At 29.4% G+C, this 17,869-nt stretch carries 10 protein-coding genes; 6 read left to right on the forward strand and 4 right to left on the reverse strand.

Annotation, left to right across the window (positions count from 1 at the left end):
* Nucleotides 1–22 precede the first annotated feature (22 nt).
* The 4 genes from ftsA to secA all read left to right on the forward strand — a co-directional run bounded on the left by ftsA (nucleotide 23) and on the right by secA (nucleotide 7,059).
* Nucleotides 23–1,279, forward strand: a complete 1,257-nt coding sequence (gene ftsA / locus M9394_RS02330) for a cell division protein FtsA (RefSeq protein WP_250249871.1) — start codon at nucleotides 23–25, stop codon at nucleotides 1,277–1,279.
* A 75-nt stretch (nucleotides 1,280–1,354) separates the two neighbouring features.
* Nucleotides 1,355–2,521: a cell division protein FtsZ gene (gene ftsZ / locus M9394_RS02335; RefSeq protein WP_250246966.1), complete on the forward strand. Its 1,167-nt coding sequence runs from the start codon at nucleotides 1,355–1,357 to the stop codon at nucleotides 2,519–2,521.
* A gap of 101 nt (nucleotides 2,522–2,622) precedes the next feature.
* The gene (gene lpxC / locus M9394_RS02340; protein WP_250241997.1) at nucleotides 2,623–3,516 is read left to right on the forward strand and encodes a UDP-3-O-acyl-N-acetylglucosamine deacetylase; all 894 of its coding nucleotides are present in this window, start codon (nucleotides 2,623–2,625) and stop codon (nucleotides 3,514–3,516) included.
* 810 nt (nucleotides 3,517–4,326) lie between these two features.
* Entirely contained in the window at nucleotides 4,327–7,059 is a 2,733-nt protein-coding gene (secA, locus tag M9394_RS02345) for a preprotein translocase subunit SecA (RefSeq protein ID WP_250249872.1), read from the forward strand.
* Between the two features lie 284 nt (nucleotides 7,060–7,343).
* On the opposite strand, the gene coaE is transcribed toward secA, so the two are convergent.
* Entirely contained in the window at nucleotides 7,344–7,952 is a 609-nt protein-coding gene (coaE, locus tag M9394_RS02350; RefSeq protein WP_250249874.1) for a dephospho-CoA kinase, read from the reverse strand.
* Between the two features lie 544 nt (nucleotides 7,953–8,496).
* Between coaE and dksA the strand changes: the two genes are divergently transcribed.
* Nucleotides 8,497–8,961: an RNA polymerase-binding protein DksA gene (dksA, locus tag M9394_RS02355; protein ID WP_250246962.1), complete on the forward strand. Its 465-nt coding sequence runs from the start codon at nucleotides 8,497–8,499 to the stop codon at nucleotides 8,959–8,961.
* A 248-nt stretch (nucleotides 8,962–9,209) separates the two neighbouring features.
* Nucleotides 9,210–9,704, forward strand: coding sequence for a 2-amino-4-hydroxy-6-hydroxymethyldihydropteridine diphosphokinase (gene folK, locus M9394_RS02360; RefSeq protein ID WP_250246961.1), 495 nt, complete (start codon nucleotides 9,210–9,212; stop codon nucleotides 9,702–9,704).
* A gap of 1,772 nt (nucleotides 9,705–11,476) precedes the next feature.
* Here the strand turns inward: folK and lpdA are convergent.
* From lpdA to aceE, 3 genes are all read right to left on the reverse strand, one after another.
* Nucleotides 11,477–12,895 carry a dihydrolipoyl dehydrogenase gene (lpdA, locus tag M9394_RS02365; RefSeq protein ID WP_250247578.1) on the reverse strand — a complete coding sequence of 473 codons (1,419 nt, stop codon included), beginning with the start codon at nucleotides 12,893–12,895 and terminating at the stop codon, nucleotides 11,477–11,479.
* 208 nt (nucleotides 12,896–13,103) lie between these two features.
* Nucleotides 13,104–14,375, reverse strand: a complete 1,272-nt coding sequence (gene aceF / locus M9394_RS02370; RefSeq protein WP_250246960.1) for a dihydrolipoyllysine-residue acetyltransferase — start codon at nucleotides 14,373–14,375, stop codon at nucleotides 13,104–13,106.
* Nucleotides 14,376–14,386: 11 nt separating this feature from the next.
* Nucleotides 14,387–17,053, reverse strand: coding sequence for a pyruvate dehydrogenase (acetyl-transferring), homodimeric type (aceE, locus tag M9394_RS02375; protein ID WP_250246959.1), 2,667 nt, complete (start codon nucleotides 17,051–17,053; stop codon nucleotides 14,387–14,389).
* Nucleotides 17,054–17,869: the final 816 nt, after the last annotated feature.

Genomic DNA, 17,869 nt, shown 5'->3' on the forward strand with positions numbered 1-17,869 from the left:
ATAAATAAAGGCAATCACAAATATGATCAAAGCTTCAGATAAAAAATTATTAGTAGGATTAGAAATTGGAACATCTAAAGTTGCTACGATGGTAGGTGAAATTTTGCCTGATGGAATAGTAAATGTTATTGGGTTGGGATATTGCCCGTCACGAGGTATGGACAAGGGAGGAGTAAACAATTTAGAATCAGTAATAAAATGTGTACAATACTCTATTAATCAAGCAGAGCTCATGGCAGGTTGTCAAATTTCATCTGTTTACCTTTCTTTATCTGGAAAACATATTAGTTGTAAAAATGAAATAGGCATGGTACCTATTTCAGAAGAAGAAGTGACACAATCAGATGTGGATAATGTAGTACACATAGCTAAATCAGTTAGAGTACGTGATGAACATCGAATATTACATGTGATTCCACAGGATTATGCTATTGATTATCAAGAGGGTATTAAAAATCCAGTTGGGTTATCTGGAGTTAGAATGCAAGCCAAAGTCCATTTAATTACTTGCCATAATGATATGGCTAAAAATATCGTCAAGGCAGTGGAGCGATGTGGATTACAAGTAGATCAATTGATATTTTCTGGATTAGCTTCAAGCCATGCTGTGTTAACAGAAGATGAACGTGAATTGGGTGTCTGTGTGGTAGATCTTGGTGGTGGTACAATGGATATAGCAATATATACTGCTGGAGCTTTACGTCACACCAAAGTTATTCCATATGCTGGAAATGTAGTCACTAGTGATATTGCCTATGCTTTTGGAACACCATTATCGGATGCAGAAATAATTAAAGTTCGTTATGGTTGTGCTTTAGAATCATTAATTAGTAAAGGAGAAAATATTGAAGTTCCAAGCGTTGGAGGCAGACCACCTCGTATTTTGCAACGTCATATGTTGGCAGAAATAATTGAGCCTCGATATATTGAATTAATGATGTTGGTTAATAAAGAAATATTACAGTTACAATCACAACTTCGTCAACTTAATATTAAACATCATCTTGCAGCAGGGATTGTGTTAACAGGAGGTGCATCTCTTATAGATGGATTATCAGCTTGTGCGCAAAAAGTGTTTCATACACAAGTTCGTATCGCATCTTCTATAAATACAAACGGGATAACAGATGATATAAAAAGGCCTCATTATTCTACTGTTATTGGATTATTACATTATGGGAAAGAATCTCATTTGAATAATGAGGTAGATATAGAAAGAGGCATAACAATTAAAAGTTGGATAAGAAAAGTAAACAATTGGTTAAAAAAAGAATTTTAATTGTTATGAGTACAAAATATGCTGAATCCGTTAAAATTAATTTTTCAAAATAACTGAAGTAGTATGGAGAAAACTATGTTTGAACCAATGGAATTAACTAGTGATGCAGTAATTAAAGTTGTTGGTATTGGCGGAGGCGGTAGTAATGCAGTGGAACATATGTTACGTGAGCGTATCGAAGGTGTAGATTTTTTTGCTGTTAATACTGATGCCCAAGCTTTAAGAAAAATGACAGTAGGTCAAACTATTCAAATTGGTAGTTCTATTACTAAAGGATTAGGAGCGGGTGCTAATCCAGAAATTGGCCGTAATTCTGCAGAAGAAGATCGTGATGTATTGAGGGCTACTATAGAAGGCGCAGATATGGTATTTATTGCTGCAGGTATGGGCGGAGGCACTGGAACAGGTGCTGCCCCGATAATAGCAGAGGTGGCCAAGGATTTAGGTATTTTGACTGTAGCTGTAGTTACTAAACCTTTTAATTTTGAAGGGAAAAAACGTATGACATTTGCTGAACAAGGAATTTCTGAATTGTCTAAATATGTAGATTCATTAATAACAATTCCAAATGATAAGTTATTAAAAGTTTTAGGGCGTGGCGTATCATTATTAGATGCTTTTAGCGCTGCTAATGACGTGTTAAAAGGCGCCGTTCAAGGTATTGCGGAATTAATTACTCGACCGGGTTTAATGAATGTAGATTTTGCGGACGTACGCACAGTAATGTCAGAAATGGGATATGCTATGATGGGAGCTGGAATAGGATGTGGTGATGATAGAGCAGAGGAAGCATCAGAGCTAGCTATCGCGAGCCCTTTATTAGAAGACATTGATTTATCTGGAGCTCGCGGTGTTTTAGTAAATATCACTTCTGGTTTAGATTTACGATTAGATGAATTTGAAACTGTAGGCAATACTATACGTTCTTTTGCTTCTGACAACGCTACAGTAGTAATCGGGACTGCTTTAGATCCAGACATAAACAATGAACTACGTGTTACTGTAGTAGCAACAGGAATTGGTATCGATAAACGTTCAGATGTTATCTTATCTAATACTAAAGAAGAAAAAAAGGTAGTACGAGATAATCATTATCATAATCATGCTCCCCAAAGAGCATCTACATTTTTTAAAGAATCAAGACATACATCATCTAATACAGTAGATCATCAAAGTACAACTCTTGATAAAGATGTAGATTATTTAGATATTCCTGCTTTTCTAAGAAAACAAGCAGACTAACTAGAAATAATAGTGTAAATGAGTAATTTTTATAAAAAATGCAATATATATAGTGATTTACTAATAAAGTAAAGAATACAATAATTGCATGAGATGATATAATGATAAAGCAACGAACATTGAAACGCGTTGTGCAAACTACTGGCGTAGGTTTACACACCGGTAAAAAAGTTACGTTAACTTTACGTCCTACTTCAGCAAATACTGGAATTATTTATCGTCGTACTGACTTACATCCTCCTGTAGATCTTCAAGTTAATGTTAAATCGGTAGGAAACACTGTATTATGTACATGTTTGATTAATGAATATGGTGTTCAGATTTTTACTGTTGAACATTTAAGTGCTGCTCAAGCAGGATTGGGTATTGATAATATTATTATAGAACTCAATGCTCCTGAAGTTCCAATAATGGATGGTAGCGCTAGTCCTTTTGTGTGTTTATTATTAGATGCTGGTATAGAAGAACTTAATAGTGCAAAAAAATTTCTTCGATTAAAACAAACAGTACGTGTTGAAGATGGAGAAAAATGGGCTGAATTAAGGCCGTTTAATGGTTTTACGCTTGATTTTACTATTGATTTCAATCATCCAGCTATCAATGTGGATACACAGCATTGTTTTTTTAATTTTTCTTCAGCATCTTTTGTTCATAATATTAGTCGAGCACGTACTTTTGGTTTTATGCGTGATATTAAAGATTTACAATCTCGTGGATTTGCTTTAGGAGGAAGTTTTAATTCTGCTATAATAATTGATGATTATCGTGTACTTAATGAAGATGGTTTACGTTTTGATGATGAATTTGTTCGTCATAAAATGCTTGATGCTATTGGGGATTTATTTATGTGTGGACATAATCTTATTGGTTCTTTTATTGCTTTTAAATCGGGACATACTCTAAATAATAAATTATTAAAAACTGTTTTGTCATGCCAAGAAGCATGGGAACTTGCTACTTTTTCTAACGCATCTGATTTACCTTTAGTATTTTAAGATTTAATTGCATTTTTGAATATAGAATATAATAATAATTATTCTAAATTTTAGTATACAAATTTACCTAGATTTGTTTATACAAATCATGTATTTCGATCGATGTTCCTTGTAAATAAATATACGCAACTGTATGTTTATTCACATATTTTATCTATAGTTTTTTAGATTAAAAATATTGAAGATTACTTAGATATATATACAATGAATACTGTAGTAAAGAATTTAGATTATAATGTGTTTTCAATTTTATTGAGTTTATTAATCATTTAATACATCATATGTTGTTACGATTACAATAAGTGATACATGCATATAACACTTATTATAAAAATCAGAAAACTAATATCTTTGATATTGTAATTTCCTTTATTTGTATTCATACCAATTTTTGGTATCGTCAGATTAAGATATTTTCTTGATGCCCATCATATATTTTATATATCTGTACGATACAATAACAATTGTGATAATTAATTAGTAATTGTTTTAAAATTTTTTAAATTTGTATAATATATTTTACTCTTAGAATGTTGGAGCTATTCTAATCAACAATTAATGATAATATCATGTTTATGATATGTTTAAGGAAAGATATGCACATGGATTTTACATAAATATGCACTTAAATATTTATCATGCATTTTATTACAATTTATTAACATCTATTTTGATAAATTGTAAATTAGTAGTATTTTACAATTTTTATTAAAATTTTCTTTGTAGTCGCAAGGATTATGCACGGAAAATATGTAATTGTTACATGTTATTCAAATAACGTGCTGCCATTGTAATGAGATATAAGTTGTCATGTTAACACCATTTAAATTATTTACTAAAATTTTTAAAAATAGAAATGATCGCGTGTTACTTCGTATGAAGAAAGTGGTGGATATGATAAATTATATAGAAAAAGATATACAAAAGTTAAATGATAGTCAACTTGCTTCTAAAACGAATGAATTTCGCGCATCTATTGAATCAGGTGTAAACCTCGAGAATTTATTACCACAAGCATTTGCTGTAGTACGAGAAGCTATTAAGAGAATATTTAATATACGTCTTTTTGATGTCCAATTATTAGGAGGAATAGTTCTTAACAATCGATGTATTGCAGAAATGAAAACCGGAGAAGGAAAAACTTTAACTGCTACTTTACCTGCTTATTTGAATGCATTAAGTGGTCAAGGTGTACATATCGTTACAGTTAATAATTATTTAGCACATAGAGATGCAATAAATAATAAACCGTTATTTGAATTTTTAGGATTGACTGTTGGAATTAATTTACCGGGACTATCAGCATCTATGAAACGTGCAGCGTATACAGCAGATATTACCTACGGTACAAACAATGAATATGGTTTCGATTATTTACGTGATAATATGGTTTTTGTCCCAGAAGAACGGGTACAACGAGGATTACATTATGCGTTAATAGATGAGGTAGATTCTATTTTGATTGACGAAGCTCGTACCCCGTTAGTTATTTCTGGACCATCAGATGATACTTCTTTATTGTATTTAAAAATCAACGAATTAGTTTTTAGCATAATTCAAAAAAATAAAAAAAATATAGATAATTTGCAAAAAGAAGAATATTTCGCAGTTGATGAAAAATCCAGACAAGTTATTCTTACTGAGAATGGATTAGTATTAATAGAACAATTATTAATTAAATCTGGAATCATGAACCAAGGGGAATCGTTGTATTCATCAGATAATATTATATTGATGCATCATGTTAATGCAGCATTTCGTGCTCACATTTTATTTGCGTGTGAAGTGGATTATCTTGTTAAAAATGGTGAAGTACTTATTATTGATGAACACACAGGACGAGTTATGCCTGGTCGTCGATGGTCAGATGGATTACACCAAGCAATAGAAGCTAAGGAACATGTAACTATTCAAAATGAAAATCAAACATTAGCTTCAATTACATTTCAAAATTATTTTCGTTTATATGAAAAATTATCTGGTATGACCGGTACCGCTAATACTGAAGCATTTGAATTTCAATCTATCTATAAATTAGATACTATTGTTATACCGACTAATCGGCCTATGATTCGTAATGATTTTCCAGATATAATTTATATGACAGAACATGAAAAAATTGAAGCTATCATTAATGATGTCAAAGATTGTGTTAAGAGAAAGCAGCCAGTATTAGTGGGAACTATATCAATCGACAAATCTGAGATTATTTCTCATGCTTTAAGTCAGATCGGAATTATACATAAAGTTTTGAATGCGAAATTTCATGCTGCAGAAGCAGATATTATAGCACAAGCAGGATATCCGGGTGCGGTAACTATTGCTACGAATATGGCTGGGCGTGGCACTGATATTATATTAGGAGGAAATTGGCGAGCAGAAATTACTGCGTTGCATAAAGCAAATACATGTAAAATTTTAAAAATTAAATCTGATTGGAAAAAACGTCATCATGCAGTATTAAAATCTGGAGGGTTACATGTCATTGGTACTGAACGGCATGAATCTCGCCGTATCGATAATCAATTGCGTGGACGATCTGGACGACAAGGAGATATAGGTTCGTCTAGATTTTATTTATCAATGGAAGATTCATTAATACGTATTTTTGCTTCTAACAGATTAGTGAACATGATGAAAAAATTAGGAATGAAATCAGGAGAATCCATTGAACATCCATGGATTACTAAAGCTATTGCTCATGCTCAAAAAAAAGTAGAAAATCGTAATTTTGATATCAGAAAACAATTATTAGAATATGATGATGTAGCTAATGATCAGCGTCGTGTTATTTATGAACAACGTGATAAATTATTAAATATATCAGATATCAGTGACGTTATTAAAAATATTCGTTGTGATGTTGTTGAAAAATTATTTAATATTTACGTTCCTCTAGAAATTATAGAGAGTAAAAGGGATGTAATAAAATTAGAAGAATGTTTGAAGAAAGATTTTTGTTTAGAGTTACCTCTTCTAAAATGGATAGAAGTAGAGCCCAGATTATATGAGGAAAAAGAAATATTACGTCAACGTATATTGGAAAATATGACACAGAAATATGAACATACTAGAAAAATAATTGGAATAGATATTATGCGTTCTTTTGAAAAAGAAATTATGTTGAGAACGTTTGATGTACTGTGGAAAGAGCACTTAGCTGCAATGGATTACTTGCGTCAAGGAATTCATTTGAGGGGATATGCACAAAAAGATCCGAAGCAGGAATACAAAAGAGAATCATTCTCTATGTTTACTAAAATGTTAGATCATTTAAAATATGAAGTAATAAGCGAAGTGAGTAAATTAGTAATAGAATTATTCAATAAAAAAGAATTTATTTTAAATTCAACTAATAAATATAATGATTTTCAATCCATAAATACGCAAGTAATGAATACTAAATTGTTATCAATAGATAATTTTTTAAGTCAACATACATTAACGAAGAATAAAATAGTGAGTCGTAATGATACTTGTCCTTGTGGATCTAATAAGAAATTTAAAGAATGTCATGGTAAAATTGTAAATCAACATCATTAATATATACAAAATGTTTTGATTTAACATTATTTTAGTCAGTTTGTAGCGAATTATAAGTTGATATTGTTTTTTAAATCATCATATTTAACTCGAATCTATAAGTAATAAATTTTTGTAAAATATAAATGTATGTATATGCATGATTATGATGTTTATAACCATAATATATGTGAACGTTGTTGTGTTATTTATGACAAACAATTTTGTATGTTGTTTGCTACAATATAAATATAGTAATAATCTTTAGTGTTATTTTATTTACTAAAAATAGTGTTTTTTAGTAATTATTTTTCTGCCTTAAGATAATCTCGATGGAGATCATAAATATATTGTGTCATTTCATCAATACTTTTGTTATTTTCAATAACGTTATCAGCATAGTCTAATCTATGCTGGCGGGATACTTGCGATAATAAAATATTTTCAGCATATTGTTTGTGTATTTTATCTCTACTGATAATTCTATTTAACTGAATATCAACGTGTACATCTATCATTAGTATGTGATCTGCATATTTTTGTAAATTATTTTCTATTAGCAATGGAACAACCCATAAAATATAAGATGATTGACTGGATAATATATTTATTGTTTTCTGCGTTTCTTGCCTAATAAGTGGATGTAACAATTGTTCAAGCCACTCTTTGTCTTTAGGATTGAAAAAAATAATTTTTTTTAACATGGATCTATTTAATGATCCATTAGAAAATAAAATGTGGGGTCCAAAATGTTTGGTTATCATACGTAAAGCAATGCTACCAGGTTGTGTGATGTTTTTAGAAATCACATCAGCATCTATTACAGATACTTTCTTGGATAAATTAGAAAATTTTTTAGCAACAACACTTTTTCCAGAACAAATACCACCGGTAAGCGCAACGATATAAGACATAATTTGATGTGTGTTATTAAATAAAAAAATGTTTTTATGAAATGTTTTCTCTAAAAATTATGAAATTAAATCAATGTTAAAAATATTTAGAACGATATTTAGCAAAATTATACAACGACACCTTATTTTATATAGTAATAAAATAGTTTTATTTTTAAATATCTAAATAACGCTGTTTATTTTTTCAATATTTTAAGCCTCAATAAAATTTATTGATGATTTTATTACGCAATTAAAAAATTTTCTATAATTAATGATAATTCTTTATTTGAATTATTTTAATAATGTAAAAGTTGTTTATAAACCTGTAAATAACATATATATCAATAATTATTACACATAAATAATTATATAACCAATTCGGGTTAATTTGTGAGCTTACATATATATCGCATTTAGATATAATATAATTATTATTTTTTTTCAATAATAATTATAATTCATCGTGTGTTTAACGATATTAGAGGAATTATATAAAAATAATGAAATTTAAAGAAAATATTGATATGAATTGCTTTTAATATATATAAACAGGAGCAAATATATGTCAACAAAATCACCGAGCAGTCGTAGACGTTCTTCTTTGAATGTATTAATAATTGCTGGAGTTACACCATATCAACGACAACCTAATGAAGAGTATATGAGTTCTAATCAACTTTTACATTTTAAACGTATCCTTAAAACATGGAAAAATCAACTCAAAAAAGATTTAGAATATTCTGCGTTATGTGCGCAAGATCAGGCATCTATCAATTTTCCAGATCCAGTAGATAGAGCGGTGCAAGAAGAAGAATTCAATATTAAATTACGTAATCGGGATAGAGAATACAAACTTGTTGAAAAAATTGAAAAAACCTTAAAAAAAATAGATACAAATGAATTTGGATTTTGTGCTTCATGTGATGTAGAAATCGGCATCCGAAGATTAGAGGCTCGTCCAACAGCTGATTTATGTATTGATTGTAAAACTTTAGAAGAAATTAAAGAAAAACAAATGACCGGATAGATTGTTAATAAAACTAAATTTATATGCGTGTTATAGGATATAATCCTATCAAATCGTTTTTAAATACTGTAGATGTATTTTTATTATGGCCATTGATTTAGTTTCTATTTTTTTTCTGATCTATTTTGTATTATAGATACTATTTATCTAAATGTTTATGTAATGTTTTAAATTTTAACATTATTTAAGATTTTTTCATGAAAACGAAAGGGTCGGTAATTTAATAATTGATTGGGATATATAATAAAATGGAACGAGTTTGGGTGAGCATTGGTAGTAATATGTTAAATCCAAAACAACAAGCGGATCGTGCTATCTGGTCTCTTTCTAAGCTTCCAATGACTAGACTTATAGATTTTTCTTCCTATTATCGTAGTCTGCCATTAGGAGATAAAAATCAGCCTGATTTTCTAAATGCAATAATAATTTTAGATACTAATTTATCTCCAAAAGCATTATTAAGCCATATGCAATATATCGAACGAAAACAAGGACGTATACGACGATCACGTGATTCTCTTATATGGCAGCCACGTACGTTAGATTTAGATATTTTACTATTTGGAAAATATTTTATATATAGTCCTGAATTGACAGTACCGCATCATGGTATACTTAATCGAGAGTTCGTGCTTTACCCATTGATGGAATTAGATAATAACTTAATTTTTCCTAATGGGAGAATTATAACAGATATCGTTAAAACTGTACCTAAAAATGGTTTAGATTTTTGGAAGGAATAATAAAAATTGAAAATATGTATTAACTATACATAGATTGCTGTATGTGTTGTTTTTGTTTTAAAAATAAATTAGACGATATATATTTAAATAAAGATTTAATGGTATTGAAGCATTGATATATGTGTATTGTTCGTTTAATGTGGTAGATATATTGATGTAATTGTTAACAATTTAATTGTATAACACATTTTTATTATTGTTTTTGTACTGTAATTTGTAAAAATTACGTAGCTTTAGAAAAATTTTGTTGTTATTGTTTAGAATAATTAATGAAAATTTTATAGTTAATACATATAATAAAATTTTTTTGATATCACGTGTAGTATACTTAATTTGCTATATTGTATATAACAAGTGTACTTTTGTATATACACAAGTGTTGTATTTAGAAAACGTATTAAAATGTTTTATTTTTTAATTAGAATATATTTAACAAAAATTTTATGATTACAAAAAAATATTTGATATTTAGTTGTCATATATTCAAGTATATAAATATTGTAAATATTATGATACATGAATTTATTAATAATAATAATAAAAATGTATACTTATCGATATCATTTGGTATATAGATAATTTATGATTTTTCAAAATTAATTAATGTTTATTATCCTAATAAGTGTGGTGTTTTCATTATTTCTTGATGAATGCAAATATCTGTTGATATGATAGTCTATCAATAGTTGCAGTGAAATATATTGGGCATTAGTAATTAGTTAAAAAAAGGTGTTTATCTTCATATATTTTTTTTAATATTATTAATTAAAAAATTAAAATTTATTTAATTGTATTAATTACATAATATTACTATCGAATTTGAAAGTTATTCTGATTATATTCGGTAATTTAAATGTTTGTTATATTTTTAATTTGATAATTTTTCTATTTTAAGTGCTAATAAAGAAAAATTTAATTTTAAACATTTATAAAAATCTATTTTAATTATACCCTGAATACAGTATCATCATATGACGCGTGGTAGTCAAAGTATCATTATTTAATTTATATAAATTTAGTAATTTTATATAAGTTTTTCTGTTAAAAAGATCTTATTAAGCAAGAGCAAAAAATGTCATCAATGTCTTTTTTGAGTTGTAATAAAAGAATAAGAAATATGAAGATAAGAATTATCGATTAGTTCATACAGCACCTACAATATTTTCTCTGCAGAACTACAGATAAAATATTGTATTTATATAATTATAAGACCATGTACTTTCTACATCCCAAATGAATACAAATAGATATTATCTATTTGTATTCATTTGGGATGTAGAATATGTTTAAAATATATTGATTAGATATGTATATTTCATCGTAAATATTTAAAATCGTATACGTTACTTTTTCTGTCAGTATCTTAATACTGTTTATTGTTCATCAAAAAATAGAGTTTTATTAATTTAAATCCCATATATATTTTCATTATGTTTAATTAGATCATAAAAATATTATTTTAACTTTATATATCAACACTTGACGATATTCTTTAAATTATGAATACTTTTCTTGTTTGTTAATTGTGTTTGTATTAATAATAGTAAAAAATTTTATGATCATGTATATGTTTTGTAGATAAATACTTGTATTCCGAGCGTATACATATATAGTTATAAGTAATATATTTATTTATTAATTGTATGTTTTTAATAGAAATTGACTTCATTATATATCTTATAAGTTGCGATAAACTATACAATAATAAAGTATTCTTTGTAAAATAATTTATTTATTTAAAATTTTAAAGAGTTATGTGAAATTTATTATATTTATTTTTTTATATTAGGCAAATCAGTAATTGATCCATTATGAATAGATGCTGCTAATGCTATTGATTCATATAAAGTTGGATGAGCATGAATAGTTAGAGTAATATCTTCTACATCGCATCCCATTTCAATGGCTAATGCGATTTCTCCTAATATTTCACTAGCATTCGTGCCTAATATTGATCCCCCAATAATTCTGTTCGTTTTTTTATTAAAAATTAATTTGGTCATACCTTCTTTACAATCTTCAGTAATCGCTCGACCTGAAGCCATCCATGGGAAAAGTGCAACTTCATAATCTATATTTTTTTCTTGAGCATCTTTTTCAGTATATCCAACCCACGCTATTTCTGGGTCAGTATATATAATGGATGGAATGATTATTGGATCAAAACAACGCCTTTTACCAGAAATAACTTCTGCAGCTACATGGCCTTCATGAATACTTTTATGCGCTAGCATTGGATATCCAATAATATCTCCAATAGCAAAAATGTGTTGCACATTAGTACGCATCTGTTTATCTACAGGAATGAAACCATATTTATTTACATTTACGCCCGCACGTTCGATATTCAACATGTTACCATTTGGAGCGCGCCCAATTGCTACTAATAATGCATCATAACGTTGAGTATTTTTTAATAAAGTTTGTTTATTTTCCATAGTTACATAAATACCATCTTTCTTTGCTTCTACTATGTTAACTTTAGTGTTTAAAATTAAATTAATATTTTTACTAATTATTTTAGTAAAAATATTAGTAATATCTTCATCTAAGATTGGCATAATTCGATTACACATTTCTACTATATCTATTTCTGATCCAAAAGCATGATATATTGTTGCCATTTCTAACCCTATAGCTCCTGAACCTATAATTAGTAAACGTTCGGGTATTGATTGTAAAGATAGAGCATCAGTTGAATTCCAAATTCGCTGATCATTAGGAATACATGGTAACGACACAGTATGTGATCCTGCTGCTATAATAGCGTAATTGAATGCTATTTCTAAGGTCATTTCATTGTTTTCAACTTGAATAGTATGACTATCAATAAATTTACCAACTCCATCAATTACTTTAACGTTCCGCGTTTTTGCCATAGCACTTAAACTATTTGACAATTGATCAATAATTTTATCTTTCCAAGAGCGCGTCTTATCAAGATCAATATGTGTTTCTCCTGACAAGATACCATATTTATTGAATTTCTTTTTTGTTTCAATTAATTTGGCAATATATAACAATGTTTTAGAAGGAATACAACCAACGTTAAGACACACTCCACCTAAATCAGGATAACGTTCTACTATTGTAGTATCCATACCTAAATCAGCGCAACGAAAAGCCGCAGAATAACCTCCTGGTCCTGCGCCTAAAACAAGAATTTGGGTTTTTATTTTTATATGCATAATACGGTGCCCTCAGTTTTCGATTAAAACTATTGATTATTGTATCTAATTTGATAGAAATATGTATTTTTATAGTATAGAATTTATTATGGTATGGATATTATCATATCATACCTCAATTTAAACGAGATTATCTTTAACCATAAAGGCACGGAAAGACACTTTTTAAAAAAGTGAAATCTTTAAATCTATTTTTATATGATTAGTCAATTTACATAGATAATAGTCTTGTATCAGCAATTATTTTATTAATAAGTGTCATAAATCGAGCACCATCAGCTCCATCAATAACACGATGATCATATGATAATGACAAAGGCAGCATTAAACGCGGAGTAAATTTTTTTCCGGTCCACACTGGTTTTATAAAAGATTTAGACATGCCTAAAATAGCTACTTCTGGAACATTAACAATTGGAGTAAAAGCTGTACCTCCTATACCCCCCAAATTGGATATAGTAAAACTTCCTCCTTGCATATTAGTAGGAGTCAATTGATTCCCAGTACGAGCTTTCTTTGAAAGCTCTTCCAACTCTTGTGATAATAAAATAATACCTTTCATATTTACATCATGGAGAACGGGCACCAATAAACCTTTAGGAGTGTCCACTGCTATGCCAATATTAATATATTTTTTTAAAATTAGTGTTTCACCGTCTTGAGATAAAGAACTATTGAATCGTGGCAACTCTTCTAATGCTTTTGCAACTGCTTTCATAACAAAAACTAAAAGCGTAATTTTGCAATTTATTTTTTTCTTTTCAATGTCAATGTTTTGTTGTTTTCTAAAACTCTCTAAATCGGTAATATCAGCTTCATCAAATTGCGTTACATGCGGAAGCATAATCCAATTTCTTTGTAAATTTGCACCAGAAGTTTTTTGTATTTTGCTTAGCATTACGGTTGTAATATCGCCAAATTTACTGAAGTCTATTTTCGGCCAAGATAATATGGGTAGTAATTGATTAGATTGAATAGATGACATACGGTTTGTATAATACATTGAGATATCGTTTATATGATTTTGAATATCTTCTTTTAAGATACGTCCCTTACGACCGCTACCTTTTACTTTTGACAAATCTATTCCGAATGTACGAGCCATATGACGCACTAATGGTGTAGCATGTATCGCAACATCATGATGTACATCATTGCATATCACTTCTTTTCTTTTGTCATTGTTTGTTACAACATCAGGAGAAGGAACAACATTTTTTTTATCATTAATAGTAAAAGTATTAGTATTATTTTGCACATCAAGTAGTAAAATCGAAGATCCTGTACGCACTTTATCTCCAACATGGGCATAAATTTTAGTAACAATACCAGAGCAGGAAGATGGTATTTCCATAGATGATTTATCACCTTCAATTACAATAAGTGGCTGATTAGCATTAATATTATCTCCTATTTTTACCATTACTTCTGTAACTTCTAATTCATCCTCTCCAATATTTGGTATATTAATTTCAATTGTCATCGTGTTACCTCTTATATTAGGCGTGGATTAATTTTGTCAGGGTCAATATCAAATATTTTGATAGCGTTTAGAACAACATCAGCGCGAATATGGCCTTTTTTTACTAATTGGGCTAATGCGGCAGTAACCACATAACCTGTATTTACTTCAAAATGATGTCGTAAATTTTTTCGACTATCGGAACGACCAAATCCATCTGTGCCTAATACAAAAAAATGATGACCTGGAATAAAACATCTAATTTGTTCTGCAAACAATTTCATATAATCAGTGGCAGCTATAGTGGGAAAATCATTCAATATGGTAGTAATGTACGGTATTTTGGGTATATCCATGGGATGTAACATATTCCAGCGTTCGCAGTCTTGCCCATTCCTTGCTAATTCAGTAAACGAGGTAACACTATATACATCAGAACTTACGTCATATTCTTGAGATAAGATTTTAGCTGCTTCACGAACAAGACGTAAAATAGCACCAGACCCCATCAATTGAATTTTTCCATTTTTTCCCGATAAAGATTCTAACTTATAAATTCCTTTTCTAATACCTTCTTCAACTCCTATTGGCATGGCTGGCATATGATATTTTTCATTTAATGTAGTTATGTAATAATATACATTTTCTGGATTACTTCCGTACATACGCATGAGGCCATCTTGTATAATAACAGCAATTTCATATGCATATGCTGGATCATAAGAAATGCAATTAGGAATTGTTAATGACTGAATGTGACTGTGACCATCAGCATGTTGCAATCCTTCGCCATTTAAAGTAGTTCGACCAGATGTCCCTCCGATCAAAAATCCTCGAGCTTGTTGATCAGCAGCAGCCCAAAAAAAATCTCCGATTCTTTGAAAACCAAACATTGAATAATATACATAAAATGGTATCATGGGGAAGTCGTTAGTACTGTATGAGGTAGCGGCTGCTAACCACGACGCTGCTGCGCCTAATTCGCTGATACCTTCTTGTAAAATTTGACCTTGTTTATCTTCACGATAATATGCAAGTAAATCATGATCCTGAGGAGTGTATTGTTGTCCCATAGAGCTATAAATACCGATTTGACGAAACAGCCCTTCCATCCCAAATGTTCGGCCTTCATCAGCAATTATAGGTACTAGTCTATTTTTAATTGGGGTGTATTTTAGTAATATGTTTAGAACACGTATAAATGCAAGAGTAGTAGAAATATCTTTATTTTGTTGTATTAGCAAAGGATGAAAATGTTCTAATGTTGGTAGTTCTAGAGAATTAGTTGCATGTTGCAACCTATTTGGAATGTATCCAAATAATGTTTTACGTCGCTCATGTAAGTATATGTGTTCCTGAGAACCTTCTTTAAATTTTAAATAAGGTAAAGATTCAATTTGGTCATCTTTGACGAGATTTAAGTTAAATCTATCCCTAAAATAACGTATCCCTTCTATGTTAATTTTTTTTATTTGATGCGCAACGTTCATTCCTTCTGCACTAGAACCCATACCATAACCTTTAACAGTATGTGCCAATATTACAACAGGTTTTCCAGAACTATTTTTAGCTTTTTCTAAAGCAGCAAATACTTTTTTAGGATCATGTCCACCGCGATCTAATGCCCAAATTTCAGAGTCACTCATATCGTCTACCAACGTGCTAGTTTCTGGATATTTACCAAAAAAGTGTTCACGTACATAAGCACCATTTTTAGATTTAAACGTTTGATAGTCTCCATCAACCGTTTCATTCATAAGTTGAATGAGCTTGCCGCTAGTATCCTTGTGTAATAATGCATCCCATTTACTTCCCCAAATAACTTTAATTACTTCCCACCCTGACCCTTTAAATATATTTTCTAAGTCATTAATAATTTTTCCATTTCCTATTACTGGACCATCTAATCGTTGTAGATTACAATTAATAATAAAAATTAAATTATCCAATTTTTCTCTAGCAGCAATATTAAGCGCTCCTTTAGATTCAGGTTCATCCATCTCTCCGTCTCCTAAAAAAGTGTATACTGTTTGCAAAGTGGTGTCTTTTAGATTTCTATTATTCAAGTATTTTAAAAATTTTGCTTGATAAATTGCACTAATTGAAGCAAGACCCATAGAAACTGTAGGAAATTGCCAAAAATCTGGCATTAATTTTGGATGAGGATATGAAGGAAGTCCTAAATTTTTTACTTCTTGGCGAAAATGATTTATTTGGTCCTCATGCAATCGTCCTTCAAGAAAAGCACGGGCATATATACCAGGTGAAATATGGCCTTGAAAATATACTAAGTCACCTCCATCGTGCTTATTACGCGCACGAAAAAAATGGTTAAAACACACTTCATATAATGTAGCGGAAGATTGGAATGAGGCGATATGACCTCCTAAATCCAAGTTTTTTTTTGATGCATGCAATACCATCATGATGGCATTCCAACGCACAGCAGCACATATGCGCTCTTCTATTTCTAAATTTCCGGGATATTCTGGTTCATCTTTAACTGGAATAGTATTTATATAATCATTTGTTATTTTATTATTAGAAATAATAACGCCATTATTACAGGCTTCATGTATAATTTGATTCATTAAAAATTGAGCTCGCTCAACACCTTCTCTTTGAATAACTGAAGAAATAGATTTTAACCAATCTTGTGTTTCTATGGGATCCACATCATCAGATAAACGTTCTAACATTGTAGCATTTCCTTAATGTATTTAAAGTATGTTCATGTTTATGTTGATTTTATAAATATTGTAATCAAATATTTATGTGCGTTTGTATGTATAATGAATAAAATGATTTTAAAAAACATATTGGTGTCGTTGTTTTTAACAAATCAAAATATTTGCTACGGAAAAACAATATTCAGCAATTCAATGAATGTATGATGGCTCTATGACATTCTATGATCTTTTCTCTAAGAGAAAGTAATAATGAAATGAAGAATTAAAAAAATAATATTCAAAAAAATATTATTTATAGATTTTTGTACCAATTCTTTATAAAATATCATTGATTTAAGTGATCGCATTAAAATGTATAAGAGACTTATTTTGTATACCAATACTCATTGGTGCATATATATTATATAATTTAAATTAATAATGTTATCATCGCAAAATGGCTTCGTACATATCATCATAAAATTGAATTATATTTCAGATCCTTTATACTAATATAGTATAAAATACATGTTAATTTTTATTGTGTTTAATCGTGATGTGTATTTTATATACAGTATCGATATTTTGATTATATATTTAAATATGACAAACAAAAATAATACCTGAATATTTGATAACGATAAGTAAGATGGTGTTAAGATTCATGATGTATATATTATTAACTAATTTTCAGATAGTATCACGGGTAATAATAGGGTAAAATGGTAATTGTATTGAACAATCTTCTATTATACATGCAATGAAATGTATAATATTCAATGTTGTACTGCATCCAATCTTGTTAAGTTGTACATGTGATGGATTTTTAGTTTTCGTTACAATCTA

Source organism: Candidatus Blochmanniella camponoti, assembly GCF_023585825.1.
Lineage (GTDB): Bacteria > Pseudomonadota > Gammaproteobacteria > Enterobacterales > Enterobacteriaceae > Blochmanniella > Blochmanniella camponoti.

Excerpts from the sequence above, each read along its gene's own strand:
- ftsA (WP_250249871.1), top strand. The coding sequence starts at position 23 with ATGATCAAAGCTTCAGATAAAAAATTATTAGTAGGATTAGAAATTGGA.
- secA (WP_250249872.1), top strand. The coding sequence starts at position 4,327 with ATGTTAACACCATTTAAATTATTTACTAAAATTTTTAAAAATAGAAAT.
- ftsZ (WP_250246966.1), top strand. The coding sequence starts at position 1,355 with ATGTTTGAACCAATGGAATTAACTAGTGATGCAGTAATTAAAGTTGTT.
- aceF (WP_250246960.1), bottom strand. The coding sequence starts at position 14,375 with ATGACAATTGAAATTAATATACCAAATATTGGAGAGGATGAATTAGAA.
- coaE (WP_250249874.1), bottom strand. The coding sequence starts at position 7,952 with ATGTCTTATATCGTTGCGCTTACCGGTGGTATTTGTTCTGGAAAAAGT.
- dksA (WP_250246962.1), top strand. The coding sequence starts at position 8,497 with ATGTCAACAAAATCACCGAGCAGTCGTAGACGTTCTTCTTTGAATGTA.
- folK (WP_250246961.1), top strand. The coding sequence starts at position 9,210 with ATGGAACGAGTTTGGGTGAGCATTGGTAGTAATATGTTAAATCCAAAA.
- lpxC (WP_250241997.1), top strand. The coding sequence starts at position 2,623 with ATGATAAAGCAACGAACATTGAAACGCGTTGTGCAAACTACTGGCGTA.
- aceE (WP_250246959.1), bottom strand. The coding sequence starts at position 17,053 with ATGTTAGAACGTTTATCTGATGATGTGGATCCCATAGAAACACAAGAT.